At 41.2% G+C, this 24,330-nt stretch carries 17 protein-coding genes and 1 tRNA gene; 5 read left to right on the top strand and 13 right to left on the bottom strand.

The genetic code is table 11. The annotated features are described in order from the left end of the window. Positions 1-15 precede the first annotated feature (15 nt). The 5 genes from QUB80_RS10350 to QUB80_RS10330 form a co-directional block, all read right to left on the bottom strand. Entirely contained in the window at positions 16-5,178 is a 5,163-nt protein-coding gene (locus tag QUB80_RS10350) for a hybrid sensor histidine kinase/response regulator (RefSeq protein ID WP_289789408.1), read from the bottom strand. 104 nt (positions 5,179-5,282) lie between these two features. Continuing rightward, positions 5,283-8,189 carry a methyl-accepting chemotaxis protein gene (locus tag QUB80_RS10345; RefSeq protein ID WP_289789407.1) on the bottom strand — a complete coding sequence of 969 codons (2,907 nt, stop codon included), beginning with the start codon at positions 8,187-8,189 and terminating at the stop codon, positions 5,283-5,285. A 16-nt stretch (positions 8,190-8,205) separates the two neighbouring features. Beyond that, complete coding sequence (locus QUB80_RS10340) at positions 8,206-8,736, bottom strand: chemotaxis protein CheW (RefSeq protein WP_289789406.1); 531 nt, start codon at positions 8,734-8,736, stop codon at positions 8,206-8,208. 13 nt (positions 8,737-8,749) lie between these two features. Beyond that, positions 8,750-9,115, bottom strand: a complete 366-nt coding sequence (locus tag QUB80_RS10335) for a response regulator transcription factor (RefSeq protein ID WP_016876361.1) — start codon at positions 9,113-9,115, stop codon at positions 8,750-8,752. A gap of 129 nt (positions 9,116-9,244) precedes the next feature. After that, the gene (locus QUB80_RS10330) at positions 9,245-10,486 is read right to left on the bottom strand and encodes a response regulator (protein WP_289789405.1); all 1,242 of its coding nucleotides are present in this window, start codon (positions 10,484-10,486) and stop codon (positions 9,245-9,247) included. Positions 10,487-11,105: 619 nt separating this feature from the next. Here QUB80_RS10330 and hmpF point away from each other — a divergent pair. Then, positions 11,106-12,851, top strand: a complete 1,746-nt coding sequence (gene hmpF / locus QUB80_RS10325; protein ID WP_289789404.1) for a pilus motility taxis protein HmpF — start codon at positions 11,106-11,108, stop codon at positions 12,849-12,851. A 153-nt stretch (positions 12,852-13,004) separates the two neighbouring features. Here hmpF and tilS read toward each other — a convergent pair whose 3' ends face one another. From tilS to QUB80_RS10290, 7 genes are all read right to left on the bottom strand, one after another. Further along, positions 13,005-14,063, bottom strand: a complete 1,059-nt coding sequence (gene tilS / locus QUB80_RS10320; protein ID WP_289789403.1) for a tRNA lysidine(34) synthetase TilS — start codon at positions 14,061-14,063, stop codon at positions 13,005-13,007. An 80-nt stretch (positions 14,064-14,143) separates the two neighbouring features. Further along, entirely contained in the window at positions 14,144-14,881 is a 738-nt protein-coding gene (locus QUB80_RS10315; protein ID WP_289789402.1) for a hypothetical protein, read from the bottom strand. Between the two features lie 323 nt (positions 14,882-15,204). Continuing rightward, entirely contained in the window at positions 15,205-16,254 is a 1,050-nt protein-coding gene (gene ccsB, locus QUB80_RS10310; protein WP_289789401.1) for a c-type cytochrome biogenesis protein CcsB, read from the bottom strand. Between the two features lie 259 nt (positions 16,255-16,513). After that, entirely contained in the window at positions 16,514-18,313 is a 1,800-nt protein-coding gene (locus QUB80_RS10305) for a DUF3352 domain-containing protein (protein ID WP_289789400.1), read from the bottom strand. Positions 18,314-19,457: 1,144 nt separating this feature from the next. Continuing rightward, on the bottom strand, positions 19,458-20,069 hold the full coding sequence (locus QUB80_RS10300) for a chorismate lyase (protein ID WP_289789399.1): 612 nt from the start codon (positions 20,067-20,069) through the stop codon (positions 19,458-19,460). Between the two features lie 119 nt (positions 20,070-20,188). Then, positions 20,189-20,269, bottom strand: a tRNA-Leu gene (locus QUB80_RS10295). Between the two features lie 105 nt (positions 20,270-20,374). Then, positions 20,375-20,506: a hypothetical protein gene (locus QUB80_RS10290; RefSeq protein ID WP_289789398.1), complete on the bottom strand. Its 132-nt coding sequence runs from the start codon at positions 20,504-20,506 to the stop codon at positions 20,375-20,377. A 376-nt stretch (positions 20,507-20,882) separates the two neighbouring features. On the opposite strand from QUB80_RS10290, the gene accC reads away from it, so the two are divergent. Continuing rightward, positions 20,883-22,226, top strand: coding sequence for an acetyl-CoA carboxylase biotin carboxylase subunit (accC, locus tag QUB80_RS10285; RefSeq protein ID WP_289789397.1), 1,344 nt, complete (start codon positions 20,883-20,885; stop codon positions 22,224-22,226). A gap of 97 nt (positions 22,227-22,323) precedes the next feature. Here the strand turns inward: accC and QUB80_RS10280 are convergent, their stop codons facing one another. Then, positions 22,324-22,617 (bottom strand): YggT family protein, encoded by a 294-nt coding sequence (locus QUB80_RS10280; RefSeq protein ID WP_289789396.1) that lies wholly within the window; start codon positions 22,615-22,617, stop codon positions 22,324-22,326. Between the two features lie 377 nt (positions 22,618-22,994). Between QUB80_RS10280 and psbX the strand changes: the two genes are divergently transcribed. From psbX to QUB80_RS10265, 3 genes are all read left to right on the top strand, one after another. Next, positions 22,995-23,114, top strand: a complete 120-nt coding sequence (psbX, locus tag QUB80_RS10275) for a photosystem II reaction center X protein (RefSeq protein WP_289789395.1) — start codon at positions 22,995-22,997, stop codon at positions 23,112-23,114. Positions 23,115-23,121: 7 nt separating this feature from the next. Beyond that, positions 23,122-23,292, top strand: coding sequence for a hypothetical protein (locus QUB80_RS10270; protein WP_289789394.1), 171 nt, complete (start codon positions 23,122-23,124; stop codon positions 23,290-23,292). Positions 23,293-23,405: 113 nt separating this feature from the next. Then, positions 23,406-24,326 carry a Ycf66 family protein gene (locus QUB80_RS10265; protein WP_289789393.1) on the top strand — a complete coding sequence of 307 codons (921 nt, stop codon included), beginning with the start codon at positions 23,406-23,408 and terminating at the stop codon, positions 24,324-24,326. Positions 24,327-24,330 lie beyond the last annotated feature (4 nt).

Here is a 24,330-nt window from a genome sequence, read left to right as displayed (position 1 = left end):
ACGAGCTACTGACTTTTAAGCATTAGTACTACTAATCAATTTCTCACCTTTGAGCATCCGCGATGCTGCTTCCAGTAGAGCTTCTTCCAGATAGGGCTTGGTGAAATAGCCACTTGCTCCCAAGGAGATTGCCATTTGCCTGTGCTTGTCTGCACCCCGTGAGGTGAGCATGGCAATGGGCAGATGGTTGAGATTCGAGTCTTTTTGGATGCGAGAAAGTAACTCTAAACCATCGCAGCGCGGCATTTCAATATCACAGAAGACGAGATCGCAAGGTAAACCAGAACGAAGCTTATCCCACGCTTCTTGCCCGTCACGTGCCTGTTCTACCCGATAACCTGCCTTATTAAAGGTCAACGACAGCAGTTCTCTAACTGTAATTGAATCATCAATAATTAGTACTGTTGGATCAATCTTAGTAGCAGGTACTTGTGTTTGATCGGGAGTTCCTTTCTGATTTAGAATACTAACAGCACTTTGTTTAGCCGTCCGTCCTTGGAAGATGTCGATAATTTCTAAGACATCGGCAATGGGCATAATCCGACCATCACCAAGAACGGTAGCACCTGCTACACCAACAGGCTTAGGTGCCGGGCCTTCAAATTGCTTGATCACGATTTCTTGTTCGCTTAATACTTGATCAACCTGTAATGCAACCATTGTAGTTGCCGATCGCACGACAATTACAGAAACCATATCATCGTCTCGGTTGCCGCCATAAACGTTGCCGCGACTTAGTTGACGATTTAAGGTTAAAAGTTCTTTCAAAGGTTTAAATGGCAGTACGCGATCGCGCCAGGAAATAAATTTTTGCCCGTCGGCACCCTCTTGAATATTTCTGACAGGTAAATCCAGAGTATCTTCTACGCCATCCATAGGGAAGGCAATTCTGGCTTTATCAGACACGCAGCAGAGAGCTTTGCAAATACTCAATGTCAATGGCAGACGAATAGTAAAGGTTGTTCCCTTTCCTATAGTTGAATCAATAGTAATTGTTCCCCTAATTTCGCTGATTTTGGTGCGAACTACATCTAAACCAACACCCCTGCCCGCCAGATCGTCAGCTTGATCTTTGGTGCTAAAACCCGGTTGGAAAAGTAAATCGTAAACTTCTATCGGGGACATGATTTTGGCTTGGGCTGGGGTTATTAAGCCTACTTTCATCGCCTTTGCTTTCACCCGTTCAGGATCGATACCTGCACCATCATCACTGACAGAAATTACGGTTTGGTTGCCTTGATGAAAAGCATTGAGGGTAATAACTCCCACAGTTCGCTTGCCTTGAGCTTGCCTTTGGTTTGGCGTTTCTACACCGTGAGCGATCGCGTTGTTGAGCAAGTGTGTGAGTGGTGTCTTGAGATGTTCTAAAATCATCTTGTCAATCAAAGTATCCCGACCTTGAACGATCAGTTCCACTTGCTTGCCATACTTAATTGCGTTGTCGCGCACACCTCGCGGTAGTAAATCGGTAGCTTGAGAAAAAGGCTCCATTCGCGCTCTTGTCAGCCCCTCTTGCAGCTGGCTTGTTACCTGCCTAAATTGCCGGGCTACACGTTCGGTTTCTTCGGTAACAAAGTCAATGTCACTTGCAGACTCACGTACTCGCACGATTAATTCAATGATTTCCTGAGTCAGGATATGAAATGGCGTAAAGCGATCCATTTCCAATTCGCTAAAGCCCCGATCTGTATCTGCTGGGGTAAAACCACTGTTTTTACGGCTGGCTAACAGAGAAGCTTCTAGGAGCGATCGCTCATACAATTCCTGCATTTTTGCTCCCACATCCGAGAGTTGATGCACCTGAATCAGTAAGTTATCGAGCGACTGACGCAGACGTTCTTGATCTTGCTCTAAGGTATTGCGGTTAACTACCAATTCCCCAACCAAATTGCTCAGATCGTCGAGATGTTTAACCGGAACTTTCATCAACTGTTCAAATCTGGAAGCACTCCAACCAGAGTTACGTCCACCTGGTAAATTTCTTGCACCGGGTGTCATGGCTCTTCCTACCATCCCCTCCAAATCCCTAAATTCGTTGTCAATTTCTGGAGAGGAAACAGGTTTGTTAGCAGCTTTTGAAAAATCAGTTGCACTAGGCTGGGCTGCCATATCCTCATTTTGATTTGTAGCCAGCAATTCTTCTAAATCACTAAATTCTTGATTTTCAACAGATTCGACATCAAGATTTGATGCCACATCCTCTTTAAGCAAATCATCTAAATCACTAAATTCTTGATTTTCAACAGATTCAACATCAATGTTTGGTGCAACATCCTCTTTAAGCAAATCATCTAAATCGCCAAATTCTTGATTTTCAACAGATTCGACATCAATGTTTGGTGCAACATCCTCTTCGGACAACTCATTGAAACCAATGAATTCTTGCTCAGAGATAGACTGAACACTAGTATTTGATGTAACTTCTTCTTCGGGCAACTCATCGAAGTCAGCAAGTATATTTTCTCCAGCATCAATTTCTGAAGCCTTGGGAAAATCTAGGGCAACTCCTACCAATTCTGTAGGTGCAATAGCAATATCTTCTTCTACTGCTGTATGCTCATCATCCTGAGTTGTTTCCTGGATTTGAGGAATTTTTGTTGCCGATATATCTTCGCTAAAATCAACTTTGGCAGCATCAGCTTCTTGTTCAGTCTCAAAAACTATCGTTTCAGTTGACTGCCAGACATCCACTAAGCTAGTGTTAGCCTCAATATCTGCAATCTCCGAGGATGTTTGCAATACTTGGGATTCAGAAGCATCTGTAAAATTGAGATCAGGTTCAGTAATTGTGGAGAATTTATCGTCAGTCCACTGCTGTTGTGGTGTGGCAATGGAAAAATCTGTATTATCAGCCTGTAAATCATGAAAATTAGGTGCTGGTGAATCTTCAAATAAAATTTCCAGACTCTCGTTATTATCCTCTTCTATGGCATCTAACCAACTAGGTTCTTGCCCAACTGGTGGCTGTGATAAATCAACCTGTGAAATTTCTGTAGATAAGTCAGTAAATGCAGGAGACAATTCCAGAGCTTCTGGTTGTTGTGAAATAATCTGAATTCGTGTGTCAGCAAATTCGCGATCGCTTCCAGGTAGCGCAGTAATTGAGTCATTGATTACCAACTCTTCAAATAAATTATCAGCACCACCATCAACTGAAAGCGTTAGATTTGAGTGTTGTTCCTGGGATAAATCTATGTCCAAATCTCCCAGAACTGGCTCTGATGCAGGTGCAGACTGTTGGCGATCGCCAAACATATCATTAGCACTCGTCGCTGCAAACAAAAGCTCTTCTAAAGCTTTAGCTGTATCTTGCTCAAGGGGTTCCTGCAATTGCGGCTGTTGTTTACCCGTGTCTTCTGGTATCCATATATTCAGATCCTCTTCAACAGGAGAAAACAAGGAAGATGTTGCAGAAACTGTATCAAAGAAATCCCCAAACTCAGATTCATCAATTTTTACATTTAAGCTACTATTTTCTTCTGCTTGGTTAAACAGATTGTCTAAATTCCAATTTATTTGTGTTTGTGGCGTATTTTCAGAATTACTTTCTTCTATAGAATTCTGATTATCTTTTAATGAAAACAATTCATCAAAATTATCTTCTATATCTATTTCTAACGAATTTAATTCTTTTGTAGATTGTAAGTTACTGCTTTGGAGAATTTCATTAGTAATTTTATTTTGTTGATTTACACTTTCTTCTTCTAAAAAATCATCACCAAATAACTGTACCAAAGTTAAATCTTCTTTAGTATTTATGTTCTGATTATCTTTAAGACTTTTTTCTCCCTCTACAGATAATAATTCTGCAAAATCGTTACTAATATCTTCTGTTTCACTATCATCAATTTTAAGTTCAACTTCGTTACTAACGGGATCAGGTTCGATAATTTCCTCTTCTATATCCCAATTGTCATTGAAATCAGGAGTTTCTCTTTCAAATAATTGAGCAAGGGTACTCAGTTCAGCAACTCCTACCTCTGGCCCATGAGCATTAGTATCAAAGCTACTATATATTGAAGCTTCGTCTTCATCATCATTATTAAATTGATATGATAGTTCAGGTAAGTTAGTACTAGAGTCCTGTAAGTCAAAATCTATTAGCTGTGGTTCAGCATTAAATTCATCAAAATTGTCTATATTACCATCGGTATTATTGATAATTTGGTCAGATAGTTCAGATAGACTAGTAATACTGTCGTCTGATTCATAGTCTATTAATTCAGATTCGGCAGTAAACTCGCTGAAATCATCGGTGTTTGAAATAATGAATTCGTCAGCGCTAACTATCTCAAAAGGATTTGGAGACAACAATTCTTCTGGTGTTTGTGAAGATAGTGTTAATTCCAGTTCAGACTTATCATTTCCAATATTAGTGGCATTATCTAAAGATTCAACTATTTGAGGAATTAATACTTCTAATTGCTGACTAATAGTAATTTCGTGTTCCTTTGCTGCTAAAGCAAGTTCTAGCGCTTTTTTAATATCTGTAATAATGATTTTTGCTAAAGTCAGAAAAGTATTTTCTTGATTAGCGATCGCCATTCCTGCCGCATCACACAAATTAGACCAATTTTGGCAACTAAATTGTGTACCTAGTTCAGCTAATTTATTGCAACAATTCTGAAGACTTTTTCGTGTTTCTGGCGTAGAGTCTTGTTTAAATAACTGCAACATCTCGCGCAAAGTTTGCATCACCAGGTTTTGGTGATTTTGCCAGCAATCACTATCTCTAGAATTTTCTCCACCGCTTTCTTGTTGTACAAGAAAATTTAAATGTTGGTTCAACCAGCCAAAAGTTGGTTCTACTTTTGAGATAATTTGATTAGCAGTATCTTCTGTTAAACCAAACGGCCCTTGTAAATTTTCTAGCAGTGCTTTGAGAGCATCAGACACATCAAGAAACAAAGATTCAAGTTTTTGATCTACTTGAACTGAATTCTCTTTTAAAACTTTAAAACAGTCTTCCAAACGGTGAGCAGTTAACTGAATACTACTTAAACCCAGCATCGCAGCTCCTCCTTTAATTGAGTGAGCGGCTCTGAAGATTTCGTTGAGCATTTCTGGGTCTTTGATGGTACTTTGAAGGTTTAGCAATCCCTGCTCAATTGTATTCAGGTGCTCTTTAGCTTCCTCAATAAAGTAACCTAGAATACGCTGTTGTTGTTCTGGCAGCATAGGACAAGATGAAGGATAAAGGATGGAGGATTAAGAAGCAAGATGAAGAATGAGTAATGAAGAATGAACGAAACTTCATACTTCATAATTTCATACTTCATTCTTTACCTAGTTTCGGAGGCTTCCACTCGGAAACGTTCTACAGAGGAGATTAAGTCACGGGAAACACCCACCAAGTTTTGCAAAGCACCAGAAACCCTTTGTGCTTCTTGGGAAGTTTCTTGGGCTGTTAGTTCGACTGATTGCATTACCTGAGCTACAGCACGGGAGGTTTCTGTTTGCTCAACTGTGTCGGTAGTGATAGAGCGCACGAGAATATCGATACGATTCGCTACTTGAATGATGTTTTCGAGCGATCGCTTGGCTTCTTCTGCCAAGATGGTTCCTTGGATTACCTGTTGTGTGCCTTCCTCCATTGCTGTCATTACCGAGCTGGTTTCGCTCTGTATTTGGCGGACAATTTCTTCTATTTCTTTGAGTGATTTAGCCGATCTGTCCGCTAACTGGCGTACTTCATCCGCCACAATTGCAAAGCCCCTGCCGGCTTCTCCTGCCCTTGCCGCCTCAATACTGGCATTGAGTGCTAACAAGTTGGTTCTGGAGGCAATTTGGGAAATCAACGCCACAATTTTAGAAATTTCTTGAGAAGATTCTGCCAAGCGCTTGACTTTGCGAGTAGTCTCAGCTACAGTTTCCCGAATTTCTAAAATACCTGCCACGGTATTTTCCACTGCTTCCCCACCTTTAAGAGCGATACTGCTGGCATCGCGGGCGACAGCTTCCGCTTCCCGTGCTGCTTCTGCCACCCTCTGAATAGAATCAGTCATTACCTGTACGGAATTTAAGGTAACTGCCAACTCTTCTGCCTGCCGTAAGGCATCACTAGATAATGCCCTCGCAAATGTCTCGGAGTTGGTAGCCCCTTTAGTAACTTCCCGTGCTGCTACTTTTACCTGCTGCACAATATCGCGCAAGTTTTGAATAGTCAGGTTAAAAGCATCGGCAACTGCTCCCAATACGTCAGCAGTCACTTCGGCTTGTACAGTCAAATCTCCTCTAGCCGCTCCTTCGACATCATCCAGCAAGCGAATTACTTGGCGTTGCAAGTTTTCTTTAGCTTCTTCCTGTTCTTGAGCTTTGCGTGTAGCTTCATGTGTAGTCGTGAAAATTACACGAGTCATTTCATTGAAGCCTGCCGCTAATTGCCCTAATTCATCTTGAGAATAAACGGTGGCTTTGACATTAAGATTTCCTTGCCGTACTGCATCAAATTGGGCTTGTAAATCTTTGGTGGTGCGGCGCAATTGCCTAATGCTGAGATTACCCATCACACCTGCGGTTGCAAAACTGGCCATTCCTGCTGCTAATGCCATTGCCCAACCTGTATTTCGCAGTGATGCCCGTTGTTGGGCAGGGGACATTGTCGTAGCGGTGAAGCTAACCGCAGCTACAACCACTGCCGAAACAATACCCGCAGTACTACCAATTATCCATTGCTTAGTTGTGAGTGGAGCATTTTCAAAGGGAGCTAATAAACCTTGCTCAACACCGACTTGTGGTTCAATATTAGCAGCACTACCTTGAGTAAAAATTGGCACTGCTTCTTGCGAACCGGTGATACTAAATAGCTCATCATCGCGATCCTTGTCTGTGTTGCTGCCAGCAGCCTGATTTTTTTGACTACTTTTGTTGTTTTCAAATGCTCTGCTGTGATTTTTGCTATCTAGGGCGATCGCTCCAGAATGCAGTTGAGAGTCACCCAAATTAGAGTCTGCAACAAAGTCAAACTCTGCTTGAATATTCCCTAGATCGTCAAAGTCATCAAAGTCATCTAAAAACTCTATATTGCTTCCCTGAGAAGATTTGCCATTTAAAAGGCTGCTTGTGTCTTCACTATCTGCAAACGTCTCCGATCCAAAGGCAGATTCAAATGCCTCTATATCAAAGCTGTCATTTTCCTCAAAACTATAACTTTGTTTTACATCAGAGCTTGAGTGAGATTTTTGGTTTTCTAAATTGAAAGTGCTGTTTGAATTTGTTGATGAGAGCTTTTCTTTGCTAGTGTAACCTAAACTATTTATTCCTGATAAATCACCACTGGTACCTGCTTCTTGTACCAGTAAAGTCTCATCCTCAAACCGATTTAATAGAAAATTAGAATGCGGTTCAACTGGTTTTGGAACTGTTTGTTCAGGTAAATTTACTTGATTTTCTAATTCAGGTGTAGCAAAGGAATCGTCTGGTAGAAATGGCAAAGAATCTCTATTCTTCTCCTGATGAAATTCTGAATCTTCAGAAACAGAATCTGTACTATCTATGAATAAATTGTTAGGTTCTTCTGCTTCTTTTTCTGATTCTACGGATATATCTTCTTCTAAGAAGGCAGGGAATTTTAGTTCAGTTTGTTTATTCCAAATGTTTATCTGTGAATCTTCTGCCTCTTCGGAACTAAAAGCAAAAGGATTTTCATCAGAATTTTCTGATGACTCTAATGTTGTATCAAATAAACTAATATCTACGGCTATATCAAATGGATTACTATCTAAGGAATCCTCTTGTGGCCCCTCCAGAACCTCTTGCTGCTCAAAGGCACTAAAATCAAAGTTTTGGTCGCTAGAGTCTCCTATTGCTGCCAAATCTTCTAATTCTTGTTGTCCATCTTCCCCAAAATCAGACAAGTTAGGGAAATTTGCTTCAGAGTGATCATTTACCTCAAAATCAGCTTCTAATCCTTGTTGGTAGTGAGCGATATGCTCTAGACCATTTTTAGCAAAATTAACAATTTCTGGATCTTCAGTTAACTTTAATACCTCTTGATATTCCGCTTTTGCTATACCGTACTGCTGCAAAACATAATAAATGTGACCCCTCAGCAAATGAGTATTGGGATCGTGTGGTAAATTTTGCACCACCTCATCAATAAGAGTGGCTGCTTCTTCATAATTTTGTTGCGCGTAGGCTGTTAGAGCCTGTTGATATGTCTGCGCGTAATCATCTACACTCGCTGCCATTTCCTGCCTCCCTATTTCATCCCGCCCAGCGCGCACTTCGTAAAATTGCCGTTTGATCTAACAGTCGCAAAAACTGTTTTTTGTGAGCATCTAATAACCACTCTCCCCGCAAAAAAGGAGCCATCGTATCCGGCACATTCGTTGGTGCCATCAAATGCTGCACATCAAGCCAGTGCATACCGCCAATTTCTTCTACTGCCAAGCCCACAATTGTGTCTTGCTCTTCAATCGCTATCACCGGAATCTCTGCGCGATCGGTGTTTAATGCTGTTGTTCCTCCCAGAAATTGACCCAAATCAGCTACCCAAATTACTCGACCTCGTAAATTTAGAGTACCCAAAAGTAAAGGAGAAGCATTAGGAATTGGAGTAATTTTGTCAGGACTGAGTTCAATTACCTCACGAATACCTGTAGCTAATAGTGCAAACTCCTGATGCGAAGGAATGAAAAACCGCAGGTGTAATTCACCTTCAGGACTTTCTACTTGTAATTCAGGACGAAAGTGATCTTGTCCACTGCCCCCTAAAAAGTCCGGCTTGCTCATCATCTTATACTCATCCTTATCCTCGCAGCAGTTGTTTGACTGTTCCCACCAATTCTGTTGGTTGGAATGGTTTGGCTATGTAGGCATCCGCACCTTGCTTCATCCCCCAATAGCGATCAAATTCTTCGCCTTTAGAAGAACACATCACCACGGGAACATTTTGGGTTTTAGGATCGGATTTTAATCGACGGCATACTTCATAGCCATTCATTCGAGGCATAACGATATCCAATACCACTAAATCGGGCGGAGCAGTTTGAATTGCTTCCAACGCTTCTAATCCGTCGCTGGCATGGGTTACTGTTAAGCCACTTGCTTTCAGGAGGTCTGTGATCATCTCCCTTTGGGCAATACTGTCTTCCACAATCAGAACTGTACTCATAAATGCCTAATCTACCTCCTGATGTAAAGGTTCCGACTTGGAACGTCTCCGAATTTACCGCAAGCATTTAATGTAAAAAATCACTTTATTCACACTACTTAAGTTTCCCAAACTGAACTCTAATGTTGACTAATTCTGTGATAATATTTTTACTCTATCTTTTACTGAATCAACAAGTGGTGTATCTCTTTTGTTACTTTTAATACAAAAGGGTAACAAATATTTCTCCACTAAGATAACCAATTCATTATTCCCAAATGGCTTTGTTAAATAATCGGTTGCTCCCACCATTTTTGCTTTGACTCGGTCAAAAAATCCTTCTTTAGCGGTAAGCATAATGATTGGAACTTGCCGAAATGCTTGAGAATGGCGCAACATAGCACAAATTTCATACCCGTCTAAATCTGGCATAGTAATATCACACAAAATTAGATCGGGTTTAAGCTTAAAAATTAGACTCAGTGCTTCTAGGGGATCCCTCTGAGAAATTGCTTCGTATCCTTGGTTACGCAAAATACTTTCTACTGCCGTACAGATAGTGATCGCATCATCAATACATAATATGCATCGCTTTCGGTTTTCCTCTAAATTGGGTATTTTTTCGGATTTATGTGTCAGTAATTGTACCCAACCTTGTTGGATGTAAGGATGTATAGCTTTAGCTAATGTCACAATATCTCGATTCAGATAGCGAGCTAATTGACGCAGAGAAGTTTTACCATCTGCCCAACGCTGTAGCTTATTTACAGTTACTGCTGGTAGTGAAGAGCGTAGATTAACTATGTCAGCGATGACGGGAATTTGATCGGGAGATTGAATATGAGGATACAGTAACTTCCAATTTTGCACCTGCTTGATCATCTCAGTCAGTGCGGGGGCAATCTCTAGAGTAGTTAATTGCGGAGTCAGTGCCGAACCCACCTCAAAAATAAAGTTACCTTGCTGTAAATTCAGTAGATCGAAGAGAGTCTCATGCACCAAGCTGTGGATTATACTGCGAGCTTGGGTTGGATTAATGATATTTTGCTCTAACAACATCCATAGGTATGCATATTCGAGTGCATTTATAGCTCTTATCTGATTTAGTTCTCGTTCATCGAGTTGTACTTTAATTTGATAGTGGCGCAAATTATCACTCAAACGCGATAGACTGTTATCGCCATTAGCTGCATAAATAATTTGACCGTTGAGAAAAAAAACAAACCAAAACTGGCGATCGCCGCAATCATGATGTCTGTCTATTTCATCTACACATAATCCGGAGCATTTGTAGTCACTATGGATTTCTACAAATAATTGTCCAGTGCGTTGCCCCAACTCAATCAATTGCAGGATACTACGAATATCAATTTCATTTAAATTTCCTTGCATTTAGCGAAAAAGTACTCCTTTTAATTTTGTCAATTTTATTTGTAAGACTTACGTCCCTTTTGCTTACGATATAAAGAGCCAGTTCACTCTGGTTCTTGTTACTAGATTCAACCTGGTAATGACGGCTCCTATTGGAACCAACACAAGATGTGAATTAAGGGACAATTTGTGGAATCCAGTTTTTTAATTTTGCCCTTTTGTTTTTCTATCCTTTCAGTAAATGTATTGGAATTTACAGTTAAAGAATTAGAGAAAATTTTTATACTAGCTCTTATCCTGTATTTTCGACAAGGTAATAACCTAATCAATTCCAATTTCTATCTTTTGAGAGACATTAATCTTCCTAGATAACCTGGGTGATAACACGGTAGTCAGTGTAACTGATAGCAGTAGAAAATATAAAGAAGCGACAATTTGGTTGTATAAATCTTAAGACGTGACGGCAGTCGCTACAACTCTGGGAAACAGAGCAGCACGCTGCCTCCAATTTCGCGTCTATAGAATAGAAAATTTTGCCTGCCTTGTTTCCCCCTAGCTTAAGTTTTAAACAAGGCAGCTTACCGAAATTAAATTCGTATAACAAACACTGATATATAAGTCCATCAGAAGGATTAAGGGTGTGCTGTATTTAGCAGAAGTACAAAAACAGAAAGGCAGTTTACTTACTGGTGCTGGCAAAACAGAATTAAAACTGTTAGCTTGTCAGCGAACAGACCAAAGTTGGAGTACCGTATCAGAAGACGTAATCGCTGCTGAGGAAGCCAGTAAATTAAATGATGGCGCACTTATATTGGTGGAAATGACTCCTCAGCGTCAAGTGCAGCGGATTCAAGAGGCGGGGCGTCCGTTAGTAAATATTTTGCAGAATTTTTCTCGTCAGTTGGAAAAAATTAAAGTCAAAGAAGAAGAAATTGATCAGTGGAAAGAATCACTCACGTTTCAAGCACAGGAACTTAATCGTCGCGAACTAGAAATTGAGACGCGCTTGGAACAATTAGAAAACATGGAAGATGAGTTTCAACGCTTGGAGACACAAAAGCAAGTAGTTGAGACATCTTGTGCAGAAATGGAAAAGTTGCGAGAAGAAGTTGAGCGCAACCGTCAAGAGCTAGAAGGAGCTTGGGAACATTTGCGGGGTGAGCAGCGCCGCCTAGAAGAGTCTCAAGCAAATTTACAGCAGGGAAAGATGCTGGATGAACAGCAAAGCCGTCTAGTTAATGAATTACTAGATCGGCTCTCTGGCAACGTTGCTCCTACAGAAACAGTGCGGGAACATCTGCAATTAGCATTGGAAATGCTGGAAAAGCAACAGTCCCTTCTCAACTCTCATTGGGAAAAACTGGAGCAGCAAAAAATAGCGGTTGGCGAACAACAAGCAGAAGTAGATCGCTTGTCACAAGTTTTACCTGAGCGTCAAAACGAATGGCAACAAGCGCAAGATTCTCTAGAACAGCAAATAGCACAGTTGAGGATGAATACAGTTAGTCTCAACTGTAAGCAAGAGTATGCTTATCAACTGAAAAAGCAATTGCGACACCAAGAAGAACTATACCAGCAGATTCAATTCTTGGCAGCAATGTCCGGTGATGGATTTACTAGCCAAGAAGTGGATGTGGCAGCTTTAGAAAAAATGCCTCTGGAAGAATTGCACAAGATAGTGCAGGACTTGCAGGGAAAATTAAATATAGACTTTAATTTTGTAAAAGAACAAGAACAAGAATTTAAAGATAAACAAGAAACTATAGAAGAACTACAAAGAAAGATAAATCAGACATCTAAAACTGAGCGGAGTGCATTAGAGGTTGAACTGGCAGACGAAAAAGATCACTACCAAATGCTAAACGAAACACTCGTTGGACAACGTCGCCATTTGCTTGACTGTCGAGGGCTGCTCAAACAACACAAAGCAGTACTGCTAAATCGGCAAGAACAGGTTTACGCCTACTTGCAAGAAGACAAATTGGATTTCAATTCTATACTGCTACAGCTCGAAAAGCAGCGACAACGACAGTCAGAAGCACTGCAAAACTTGGAACGAGAAATTGAGCAGATTCAGGCTAGTATTGAACAAACCCAGGAAATAATAGAACAACAGACTCAACAGCAACAGACAAAGCGCCAAGAACTGCAAATGATGGAGCAAGATTTGTTGTCTTTGCGAACTGCTACTGCGGAATGTTCAGGCAGAGTGAATTTATATCAAGAGGCTTTACAACCAATTCAGGATTCTCTTGATGGATTGCGGCAGAAGTTACAAGGCATTACTGAAGTCCAACAAACAGGTGATGATCAGCTTCAGGTTATTAACCAGATACGTCAGGTTTTTGTGGATTTGATCTCTCAACCGCAATTAGCAGCAAATTAGGATTAGGGACTAGGGACTCGTTACTAGGGATTAGGAATAAATGAAGAAAGTGGGAGAGATGGGGGATTGGGAGAGTGTAAGATGCACAGAGAGAAAAATTCCCCGTGTCTCCTTGTCTCCGTCTCCCCCAGTCCTCTTTTTAGCCTCTAATCCCTACTTCCCAATCCAGATCCAATCGCCTTGTACTTGGGCGATCGCACCACCAGGAAATGGATCGGTTTGCGATCGATTGGGCGCTGTAATTAAAGCCGTGAGTTTTTCTATTTGCTCGAAGTTGGGAGCATCTGCAAGTATTTGTTGCAATACCTGTCGCATCACACGACGTTGTAAAGCGAGTGGTGCTTTTCGTAAGATGTGACGATTTAATTTGAGAGGAAGAGGGGAAGATGACGTGGGGACGGGGGGACACGGAGACACGTAGAGAATTTCTGATAACTTCTTTGCGTCTTTCTCTTCTTCACTCATCACTTCTTCTCTTAACTTTTGGGCAGCTTTTTCTAAATATTCGACTTCTGCTTGCAGTAGTTCTGCTGTTTGGGCTAAAGCTGATTCAGCTTGAGGGTTAAAATGCTCGCGTAAATATGGTATTAGCTCTTGGCGAATGCGGTTACGAGCATACTTCAAATCTTGATTGGTAGAATCTTCCCATATTGGCAACTGATTTTCTTGACAAAATCTTTCTGTTTCTGTGCGAGTCAATTCTAACAGGGGACGCACTAGCACAATGTCACCAATTAGCGAACGTCGCCAGGTTAAAGCTTGCAAGCCATCAGCGCCAGTGCCGCGAATTAAGTTATAAAGTAGGGTTTCTGCCCGATCGCTTGCTGTATGTCCTGTGATAATGCAGTTGTAATTATGTTGTTGAGCGATCGCACTTAAAGCTTGATAGCGCCAGTTACGTGCAGCAGCTTCACTTTGTAAAGATGGCAGATCTTGCGTCTCTATAGTTGCTAAATAAAAGGGAATTTCCCAAGTTTTAGCTAAACTTTCTACGTGTTGGGCATTTGCTTGCGAGTCGGTACGCCAGCGATGATCGCAATGAGCTATACCTAAATGCCATCCCCATTTGGCTTGTAAATCTAATAGTAATTTAATTAAACACAAGGAATCTTGTCCACCAGATACAGCAACTAATAAACGCTGGTTACGTTCAAATAGGTGACGTGAGCGAATAGTGCGATGGATTTTTGCGTGTAGGGGAGTCCATAACATTTTGAATTCAGATAACCGTCAAGACAATGAATCCATGACGGGATCTATGACCTACTAAACGGCTAATACTATTTTATAGATTAGATAACTGATGATTTAGTATAATTTTCTCTAACCATTTTGATTGATATTCTATTCTTTTCTAGGAATTTTTGGATCTTTCCAAGAATTTGAATTGTTTCTTCAACGCTCTCCATAAATTCATTACAAGCTACTCTATGCAGGAACTGAAATAACTGGTCATAGTAATCTCTAAATAATTCATCTTTGTATAATTTGTAGCTAAACTCAGACAGAGTAATGGGGTACTTTGTTCCTTTATCTACTAGATTATCCCCAATACCGTTTACATAATGAAACCAAAGAATACTCCCTTTGCTGGAAATCGCTCTTTTAAAATCTTCAATTAAGTAAAAAAACTCAGTAGTTAATGATTTTTTACTGAAAGGCAGAAATACAACATCTCTTTCATATAAAGCAATCCAGCAACTAACAGATGCCATTAAATAAGCTGTAGAGGTAATATAGTAACCATCTTTAGTAAACCAATCCAAAGATGAGGCAGTTTTAGGAGATAACTTTAGCGAATGACTAGGGCCATATGGTTCATTAATTTTATCTTTTATGGAAATTAAGCGAAACTCTAATTCATGACAAGCTAACCATAGTGGTTTTGCATAGAGATCTAATTTTTTACGAGCTTCGATTGATTCTTGCAAGCGAGGAGCGATTAGATAAGTTTCTGTAACCTTCATCATAAAAGTAAAGATACCACCTCCAATTACTCCATAAATTAGATTTGATAGCCCATCAGCCATATTTAATATTGCTCTAGATTATTCTTAAAATTAAGATTTTGTTACATTATTGCTTGGATACAATAATAAGTATAAATTAAGACTAAATCTATAGCTACCCTCTCCGCTTGCAGAGCTACGGTGTACACACAAATGATTTAATCACCCCAAATCCCATTTTTTCTCTTACCCAAGGCTCCAGCCTGGGAAAACATGATTGAGGCTCCGCCTCCTTTTCAGGCAGAGCCTTCCAATTTTCATTACCATGCAGAGCATGGTAATGAGAAAAATAGACTTGTGTATACACGGTAGGCTTGCAGAGAGGGAGGTGAGAGACAAATATGCTAAAAAAACCAACCGTATGAGTGTAAACCCTTACCCAAAAGATTCACCCCTAAATAGCAAACCCAGACTACAACAAAACCACTAGCAGCTAAAATTGCAGGGCGACGCCCTTGCCAACCACGAGTAATGCGGGCGTGGAGGTATGCTGCAAAAACTAACCAGGTAATTAATGCCCAAGTTTCTTTAGGATCCCAACTCCAGTAAGAACCCCAAGCTTCGTTAGCCCAAACAGCACCAGCAATAATACCAATCGTCAATAGAGGAAATCCAAGTCCGATGACTCGATAGCTGATATTATCTAAGGTTTCAGCAAGGCTAAGGCGTTGAGGTGAAAGGGGTTCACCAGAGGTTACTGTTTGAGGCTCAGAAGCAGTAACTAAATCTAAAACAGCAGTTTTACCGTTAGTGTTACTTTCATAACGAGCCAAGCCATTATTTTCTACTGCCACTGTTGAGGATTGAGAAACTAGTTCACCTGCTTTTTGTAAGCGGAAGCCGTTGCTGCGATAACCACCAGTACCAACAGAACTACCTTGGAGTTGGATCTCTTGCCCACGGGTAACGACGAGGAAAGCGATCGCCAACAGTGAACCTACCATCAAAGCCGCATAACTCAACATCATGACGCTGACGTGCATCATCAACCAATTTGATTTCAATGCAGGTACTAATGGTTCTGCTACTTGCATTTCTGCTGGTAGTGTGAGGGTAGCAAAAGCAGTAATGCCCATCGCAACTGGGGCAGTAACAACTCCTACCAAACGACTGCGGCTGCTGTTTTCAGCAATCAAATGGATGGTTGTGATTCCCCAAGCTAAGAAAAATAGAGATTCATACAAATTGCTGAGAGGAAAATAGCCAGCCTCTAACCATCGTGCTCCTAACAAAGTTGCGATGCACAAATTAGCGATCGCCATCCCTGCCGTTCCCAAAATCGGTAAATATGGCACGTTTCCAAAAGCCGCCCCAAACCAATAAACTAGCATCGTTATAAAGAGGATGGCAAAGGAGGCATTATCTAACCAGTTCTGGAGTTCAACCAGATTCATAAAATGTTCTCCCCCGTGGATTCCTAAAAATATTTTTTCTGACAGTTTTGATCCTATCTGTTTCTGGCTAATGATTGGTGATTGTCATTAGTCATTGGGAAGGGTGGGTTTTGTTGATTTTCTTTGGGTGAAAACCGACAATTTATCTTTTAAACCCGCCCGTACAGTGGTTAGTAGTTAGTTATTCTCCCTATCTCCTCTGCCCTTATTGCCCCCTGCTCCCCTTATCTGTTTGTCTCCCTCTCTCCCCCTCCTCTTTTTAGGGAGATGGTGGTGTTGCAGGTAAGGGTATGCTAGAAGCCTTAGGTAGAGTCGGCAAAGGAGTAACAAAAGAGGTGGGATTGTTTAGGGAACTATTGGAGGCTGGTTTTCCAGTTTTTTTGAGTCCTAAAATAATTTCGTAACGATTAGTACGACTATCCTCGATTGTAGTTGTTATGCCAATCGAGCGTGTTGCTTTTAACCATGCTTGTTGATTTGGCAACAGAGTTGGTAACGGAAAATTTTTGGCGGTACGTTCCACATCCAAGAAAAACTGGCTATTTTTAGGATTTTTTTCTAAGGGAACTGTTGCTTGGAATAAAAGATTACTAGCTAATGCATTGTTAGGTTTTGGGATAATTCGATCGCTGATGGGAGCGCCCAATGCCAAGAAAGCAACATCTCCATCTAACCAACCGTGAGTAGCAGTTAAGGTACCTAAAGGCCCAATCCAGTTAACAATAGGCTTACCAGCAACTGTTGCCTGTTGAATCTGGAATTGGTATTGAGTTTTCATGACTTCATCGAGCTGCTTTAAGGAAGTTTCTGCACGAGCGCGATCGCGTGCTTGTACCATAAACAGCAAAGAAGCACGAAAATCGTCTGATGAACTGTTGGGAGTATTGGGAATTACCGAAACAGAAAACTCTCCACTCATCCAGCTCAATAAATCTCGTTCTAAATCGAGATTCACAAGAGATTTCACGCCTCCGCGTAACTGTTCGGGTGCGATGGGCGAGAGCGGATTTCCTTGGGATGTTGAAACGTAGTCTGCCCAAAAACGTTGCAAGTTACCACCAGAAAGCATCATCAAGGTTTCAGATGGCACGCGATTTTGCATATTCCCAGCTTTGTTTTCAACTGCTAATACGCGCTGACTATTAGGGTTTAACCACGAAACACCCTTAACACGTATTCCTTGTGAATCCAGACTAACTGTTCCTGCTAAACCTTGGTTATTTTGCAGTTGTGCTAAAACTTGGGCGGGTAAATGACGGTTACCAGATGCGGCAGCAATCTTAGCAGAGTAGGGTACATTCACATAATATTGAGCAAAAGGTTGAGAGCTAGCAATTTTGGGAAAGTTATCCGTAAAACCTGCACTTGTAGCTAGGGATGTTCTATTTTTATATGCTTGAATTGCTTGTTCTATAGTTTTAGAATCGTCAGCAAGCACCAGAAAACGCCCATTGATTACTGCTGCTGATAAATTTTCTCCAGATGTTGAGTTCTTTTCTTTGATGGCAATACCTTCGTAAGTGCGCTCGCTCCATTCTCCTCCTTTGAGTGTTTTCGGTTGTGCTAAAATGCTCTGAGCTTTTTGTTGATTTTTGATTGGCAGCACCACTACTAACGACTGCTGATTAGCAATACTTCCATTTGTAGCTATGGGTTTGAGAGTGGGTTTACTTGCTTGTGGAGCCATGATTGCAATCGTTACTTGCTCGCCAACCCATGGTTTGATATCTTTTTGAAAGTCATAACCTTTACTATTGATAAAGCGATCGCGCAACTGCACTAGATATCGATCTAGTTCGGCTTGAGTTTCTTGTGTGCCAAACTCCCGCAATTGCTGCCATTGAGCAGGATCAGTAGTCAGAGAAACCGCAAATAAAGCATCTTGGGGGATTATATTTGCACCCACTGGTAAATTTCTGGAAAATAGTTGCCCCTGAGCTAACAGCCAGTATGCTGCCACACCACCACCAATTAATAACCCAGCTGATGAGAGTGTGAGTACCAGAGATGGTTTCTTTTTCTTCTTCATCGACGAAACAGATAGGACGGGCAGCGCCATTGAAACAAATACCTCATCATAGCGAATTTGTTAGTTGCTTTGTTGCCAAAGCAAACCAAAAAGTTTCCCCCGTCTGGGGTGTGAATCATACTAAATTATTTATTGGCTCTAGAAGTTAATAATACTTCGGTAATAAGTTACCATTGTTTTCTAAGCTTGACACGTTTTATGAAAGCTAATCCTCATGGTTAACTATCCAAATTTCGGCTAAAGCTTACTAAATTTTAATTTCTGTTGTAAATCCTTTAAATATACTTATTCGTTAGCATTTTCGAGATCATTTCTCCAACTTGTGAAAGTTTATTAATCATGCCATCAATATTAAATATGATCTAATTTAATATCTACAAGTTGATGGACAACTAGAAAATATTAATCTTGCTAAATTGTATTGAATATCACTATTGGTAAAACTTGATTATTTTTTCAAACGCAAAAATAAAATAATACTCTATTAGTATAAGAAATTACTAGCCTGAAAATAGGAACTCTTAACAGAGTTGGGGAACATGGAAGAGGTATTTTTATAGCAAGGTTTGTGTCCAAACCGGGTGTGAATGGCTGGCTTGAAAAAAGAGATATCAGAGGCACCACAGTAGATACGTATAGATACACCCGCCGTAAGCGTTTCATTGGCTAGCGGTATATCAATAAGTAGGCAGTCCAGATGAAAAAATTTCACAAGCCTTGCATGAAAGTGCTTTTCTCACCCAGCTTCCCCAGATTCCCCTGCTCCCCCTGCTCTTTCAAGTCAGATGGCAGAAGAAATCAATAGGGACTAGGGACTAGGAGCACCAGGAGCAATACCTAATCCCCGATACCCAATTACCAGTACCCTGTACCCCAGTACCCAATCCCTAATACCTGGTACCCTTTTAGTGTACGCATTTCATGACGGCTACTTAAATTATGCCGCAATGAGTAATCGTAACAACTCATATGTTTAACCTGGCTCCAACAGCTATATAGGTTTGATTATTTAATAACAATTTTTACTTCAAACTTGTGTTAATAAATGCAACAAGAAGTAAACACAGATAGTCAACAGTAATCTCAGCGAATCTTTAGAATAGCGATCGCTCAACCGTAGTTACCTTTGTGCTCAAATTTTGATTTAATTTGACTGGAATTAGAAGTCAACTATTCAAGCTGACTGTGTCGATCCCAAATATTTTGTTAAATAAGGCGAAAAGACTTCATAAATTAAAGTCAAGGGCTGTCCATGATGCCAAAACAAATAATGGCGTCCCCAAAATGGGCCTTTTTCATCGAAACCAGACTCCAATCCATCCGAATAACCATAATAAAGACCTTGGATATCTCGATATAGCTCTGTACGTAGACGAGCTAGACTAGCCCAAATAGGCAATGAACGATTTTGTAAATACTCATCTACATGGGAAGCCTCCCACCATGAGGTAGCATAAGCCAATCTTTGACCAGAGGCAGTACGCAGCCAGACTTGTCGCCGTAGTCTTGGCCCTGGCACGGCTTTAATCAACTCAGGAGCACCATCCAAATCCATGCCAATCAATGACATATCAATAACATCCACTTCTGTTGGCTCACTCGTGAGCAATTGTAAGTGTCTCGTTGGGGAACCATCGCCTAAAAGTAGCAATTGCCAAGCCGGAGCTAATTGAGCGTGTGGCAAACCTTGTTGAATAACTTCCTCCCCTCCTTGCCAGATGGGAGTTAGGCGGTGCCAACCCGTAGGCAACGTTAAGTTGTTTGTTTGTGCAAAAGTAGCAGTCAATTTCCTTTACAAATCTTCACTTATTTCTATCAAAGCACAAAAAACCCACACACCCAATAATGAAATAAGGCTATATAGGCAAATAAGGAAAATTTCGACTCTTGACTGGAAATTTTAAATGCGGATGGCGAGACTCGAACTCGCAAGGCAAAGCCACACGCCCCTCAAACGTGCGCGTATACCAATTCCGCCACATCCGCAAGGTTTTGCTGAATATCAAATATAGCACAAAAAAATATCTATAGTGGAGTAATACTTAGATATTTCAACAGGTAACGGCGAGGAGTCCCCCACCGCTCGCCCACCTAAAGGTGGGGGAGGAACGCCGCTCCCGGTACTGGGTACTGGGTACTGGGTACTGGGGGAGGTTGCAAAATTTGGGAGGGGTTTAAAGCCCCTTCCATAATTTTTCCGCTTTCCACCCAATTCCCAGTCACGAGTACCCAGTCCCTAGTCCCTTTTACAAAATCAACCATCCATATGCACAAAACTCTCACATAATTTATGTCTAACTGACAACAAAATTGTATCGAAGTGATATTAAATCGAAGTGTTCTTAAAAAGGGGTACAGCCAGAACTACATAGATGCAACACAGAAGTTAGGTACACTGTGGATGCACAGTGCGCCTTAATCGTCTGGAGCGGGAAATACCAGCACTAAGCATTGGTAAGCTAGTGAAACCCGTAAAAGCAGTGAAGTCAATGGTTTGGACTTGGTCATCTCCTGTCATAATGTGAAATCAGGCGAGAGCGTTGTTTCTAAATTGCCGGGAGAAAATGTCAATTTACTAAACTGATATCGAAGCTAGAAGATGAAGTTTGACAAGATATTAATTGCTAATCGGGGAGAAATCGCGCTTCGCATTCTCCGGGCTTGTGAAGAAATGGGAATTGCGACTGTCGCGGTACACTCAACCGTTGACCGTAATGCGCTCCACGTCCAACTTGCTGATGAAGCGGTTTGCATTGGCGATCCTGCCAGTAGTAAAAGTTATTTGAATATTCCCAATATTATTGCTGCCGCCTTAACTCGTAATGCCAGTGCTATTCATCCCGGCTATGGTTTTTTAGCAGAAAATGCTCGATTTGCAGAAATTTGTGCCGATCATCACATTGCTTTTATCGGCCCTTCTCCGGAAGCAATCCGGTTGATGGGTGATAAATCAACAGCCAAAGAAACGATGCAAAAGGCAGGAGTACCAACAGTACCGGGAAGTGAAGGGTTGCTGGAGTCAGAAAAAGAAGGATTAGCGATCGCCAAAAAAATTGGTTACCCTGTCATGATTAAGGCTACAGCTGGTGGCGGTGGTCGGGGTATGCGCTTAGTGCGATCGGAAAACGAATTTGTGAAATGTTTTCAAGCAGCTGCTGGCGAAGCAGGAGCAGCATTTGGTAACTCTGGAGTATATCTAGAAAAATTTATCGAACGTCCCCGTCACATAGAATTTCAAGTTTTGGCGGATAACTATGGCAATGTTATCCACCTGGGTGAACGAGATTGCTCAATTCAGCGCCGCAACCAAAAGCTGCTAGAAGAAGCACCCAGCCCCGCCCTAGACTTAGACTTACGAGAAAAGATGGGACAAGCAGCAGTAAAAGCAGCTCAGTTCATCAACTATACGGGAGCCGGAACAATTGAGTTTCTCCTAGATAAATCTGGAAATTTTTACTTTATGGAAATGAATACGCGGATTCAAGTTGAGCATCCAGTAACCGAAATGATTACTGGAGTAGACTTGGTTGTTGAACAAATCCGTGTTGCTCAAGGAGAAAGACTAAAGCTGACTCAGGATAAAGTGGTTTTAAGAGGACATGCGATCGAATGCCGAATCAATGCCGAAGATCCCGATCATGACTTTCGCCCTTCTCCTGGAAGGATAAGTGGTTATCTACCGCCTGGAGGCCCTGGAGTGAGAATTGACTCCCATGTTTATACTGATTATCAGATTCCTCCATATTATGATTCTCTCATTGGTAAGTTAATAGTTTGGGGGCCAGACCGTTCTACAGCCATTACGCGCATGAAACGAGCACTGCGCGAATGTGCAATTACAGGACTACCCACCACCATCGGATTCCATCAAAAAATTATGGAAAACCCACAATTTCTACAGGGTAATATCTATACTAATTTCGTGCAAGAACTTCAAAGCTAGGGTGAGGGTCTAGGGGACTGGGGAGATGGGGATAATAACCCTAAGCACTAAAGTACAGACGCGATTAATCGCGTCTGTACTAACCACTAACTCATCCCTAATTTACCCTAGACATCATAGTCAACAGTCCTTGCTGACCAAGGAGAATTTCCCTAATTAAACTGAAGATACCAACCCAAATAATCGGTGTAATGTCTACTCCCCCTAAAGGTGGGATCAACTTCCGCATTGGTACCAAAAAAGGTTCCGTAGGCCAAGCCACTAAATTCAAAGGAAAACGATTTAGATCGGCTTGGGGATACCAAGTTAGAACTATGCGGAAAATAAACAAAAGTGTCATCAGTCCCAAGCCGAGACCGAGAATCCAAGCAGTAAGGTTAACACCGATCATTGTCTATTGCTTCTCACTCTTTATGAAAAATAAAAACCTGGGGAGAGCCGAAATATTTAAGCTTTGTAAAGCTATTCCAATATTATTTTAACTAAATGTTCCAACCCTTAGGGTGAAAGAATTTGAGTGTACTGACTGTCAATTATCTAATTTGTGAAGGCAGTAAGCAAGCTTAGTGACCAAAATTTAGAAATCGCAAGTTCATGGGAGAATCAATTTCCCGTAGTAAAATCAATTCAATGCAAATAGCATAATTGCGATTTGACGCTAACACACCAAATGAGTCAACTACAAATACAACAGATGTATGGTTGTACTCTAACAGTGTGATAGACCATTAAAATTAGTATGAAGACTGTAAAAAAAGGTTGAGAACTATGACGCCTTCTTTAGCAAATTTTCTTTGGAGCTTGCTTTGGGGTACTTTAATTGTCGTTATCCCTGCTACTGTTGGGTTGATTTTGATTAGCCAAAGAGATAAAATCCAGCGTTCTTAATCATCTCATGAGAGTCAAATTGACTCTCAAAACTACTTGCAAATCAGTTAATTGCATAATTGCTGACATTTTGCAATTTATCTTTCTCAAGGTTAATCAGACCAAATCAGCAGATAATGGCTTTTTAGCTTTGGGTAATAATGTAGAGACGCGATCGCAGTCGCACGGGCGGATATAACGTCTGCACGGCGCTACTATGAGTTTCGCGTCTCTACAATATATTTATGTCTTGTTAGAGTAGAGATTTAAATTCTGACTGGATAACATAGATTTGATATTGGGAAAAGAACAATGATAACTTTTTGGCTGAACTCAGCCAGTGTTCTGGCTCAAGTAAATTTTGGAGCAAACTCAGCCAGTATCCTGGGAATATTCTTAGCTGTGGCTGGAGCAGCACTTTATTTTCTCCGTACTGTACGTCCAGAACTATCACGAGATCAGGATATCTTTTTTGCAGCTGTAGGCTTGCTCTGCGGCTTTATTCTTATTTTCCAGGGCTGGCGTTTAGACCCAATTCTCCAATTTGGTCAGTTGCTTCTAGTTGGCTCAACAGTCTTTTTTGCTGTCGAAAGTATTCGCCTGCGTGGAATCGCGACTCAGCAAGCCAAGCGCAATACCCCAATTGTGGATGATGAGCGGGAGGTTAGCCCTCGTTATAACTATGAAAAAAGATCCCCCTATAAGGCTCAGGTGGACTATGATTATGACCCACTACCTTACGATGACGAGTATGAGGAGGAGCAACCTCGTCCCCGCATTCCAGGTAGTAGAGAAAATCGTTCTTCTCGCGAAGAATTTTATGAAGAAGAATCTCCCCGTCGCCCAGAGCGCCGGAATGTAAGTGAAAGACCAGAATTGACAGATAGACAGCGCAGACGTGGTACTACGCGTCCGACAAAGCGCACTCCTGAAAAAATTGAAGATGATTGGGGTGCTTCCAGCAGAAAAGTTGATGATTGGGATACCCCAACTAGCGAAGAAAGAAGAACTCCTCGGCGTAGTAATAACGGCTCTTTCCGTCCAGAAAGTCGCGCTGAGGATATTGTAGATAATACGTCCAGACCACCGAGAAGACGTCGCCCATCGAGCAGCTCAGAACCGCAACCAGAGCGGACTGACGACGATGTTATATCTACTGACTATGTAGAATATAAACCAGTAAAAAATTCAGAAGAAGAACCAGATAATTCGGTAAATTTTGATGATGTTTAAATAA

It is taken from the genome of Chlorogloeopsis sp. ULAP01, from assembly GCF_030381805.1.
Taxonomy (GTDB): domain Bacteria; phylum Cyanobacteriota; class Cyanobacteriia; order Cyanobacteriales; family Nostocaceae; genus Chlorogloeopsis.
The sequence above is the reverse complement of the archived record's forward strand: the minus strand, read 5'-3'. Positions and strand labels throughout refer to the sequence as shown.

Coding starts and splice junctions, on each gene's coding strand:
- QUB80_RS10350 (WP_289789408.1), bottom strand. CDS start 5,178: ATGCTGCCAGAACAACAACAGCGTATTCTAGGTTACTTTATTGAGGAA.
- QUB80_RS10345 (WP_289789407.1), bottom strand. CDS start 8,189: ATGGCAGCGAGTGTAGATGATTACGCGCAGACATATCAACAGGCTCTA.
- QUB80_RS10340 (WP_289789406.1), bottom strand. CDS start 8,736: ATGATGAGCAAGCCGGACTTTTTAGGGGGCAGTGGACAAGATCACTTT.
- QUB80_RS10335 (WP_016876361.1), bottom strand. CDS start 9,115: ATGAGTACAGTTCTGATTGTGGAAGACAGTATTGCCCAAAGGGAGATG.
- QUB80_RS10330 (WP_289789405.1), bottom strand. CDS start 10,486: ATGCAAGGAAATTTAAATGAAATTGATATTCGTAGTATCCTGCAATTG.
- tilS (WP_289789403.1), bottom strand. CDS start 14,063: ATGTTATGGACTCCCCTACACGCAAAAATCCATCGCACTATTCGCTCA.
- QUB80_RS10315 (WP_289789402.1), bottom strand. CDS start 14,881: ATGGCTGATGGGCTATCAAATCTAATTTATGGAGTAATTGGAGGTGGT.
- ccsB (WP_289789401.1), bottom strand. CDS start 16,254: ATGAATCTGGTTGAACTCCAGAACTGGTTAGATAATGCCTCCTTTGCC.
- QUB80_RS10305 (WP_289789400.1), bottom strand. CDS start 18,313: ATGGCGCTGCCCGTCCTATCTGTTTCGTCGATGAAGAAGAAAAAGAAA.
- accC (WP_289789397.1), top strand. CDS start 20,883: ATGAAGTTTGACAAGATATTAATTGCTAATCGGGGAGAAATCGCGCTT.
- QUB80_RS10280 (WP_289789396.1), bottom strand. CDS start 22,617: ATGATCGGTGTTAACCTTACTGCTTGGATTCTCGGTCTCGGCTTGGGA.
- psbX (WP_289789395.1), top strand. CDS start 22,995: ATGACGCCTTCTTTAGCAAATTTTCTTTGGAGCTTGCTTTGGGGTACT.
- QUB80_RS10270 (WP_289789394.1), top strand. CDS start 23,122: ATGAGAGTCAAATTGACTCTCAAAACTACTTGCAAATCAGTTAATTGC.
- QUB80_RS10265 (WP_289789393.1), top strand. CDS start 23,406: ATGATAACTTTTTGGCTGAACTCAGCCAGTGTTCTGGCTCAAGTAAAT.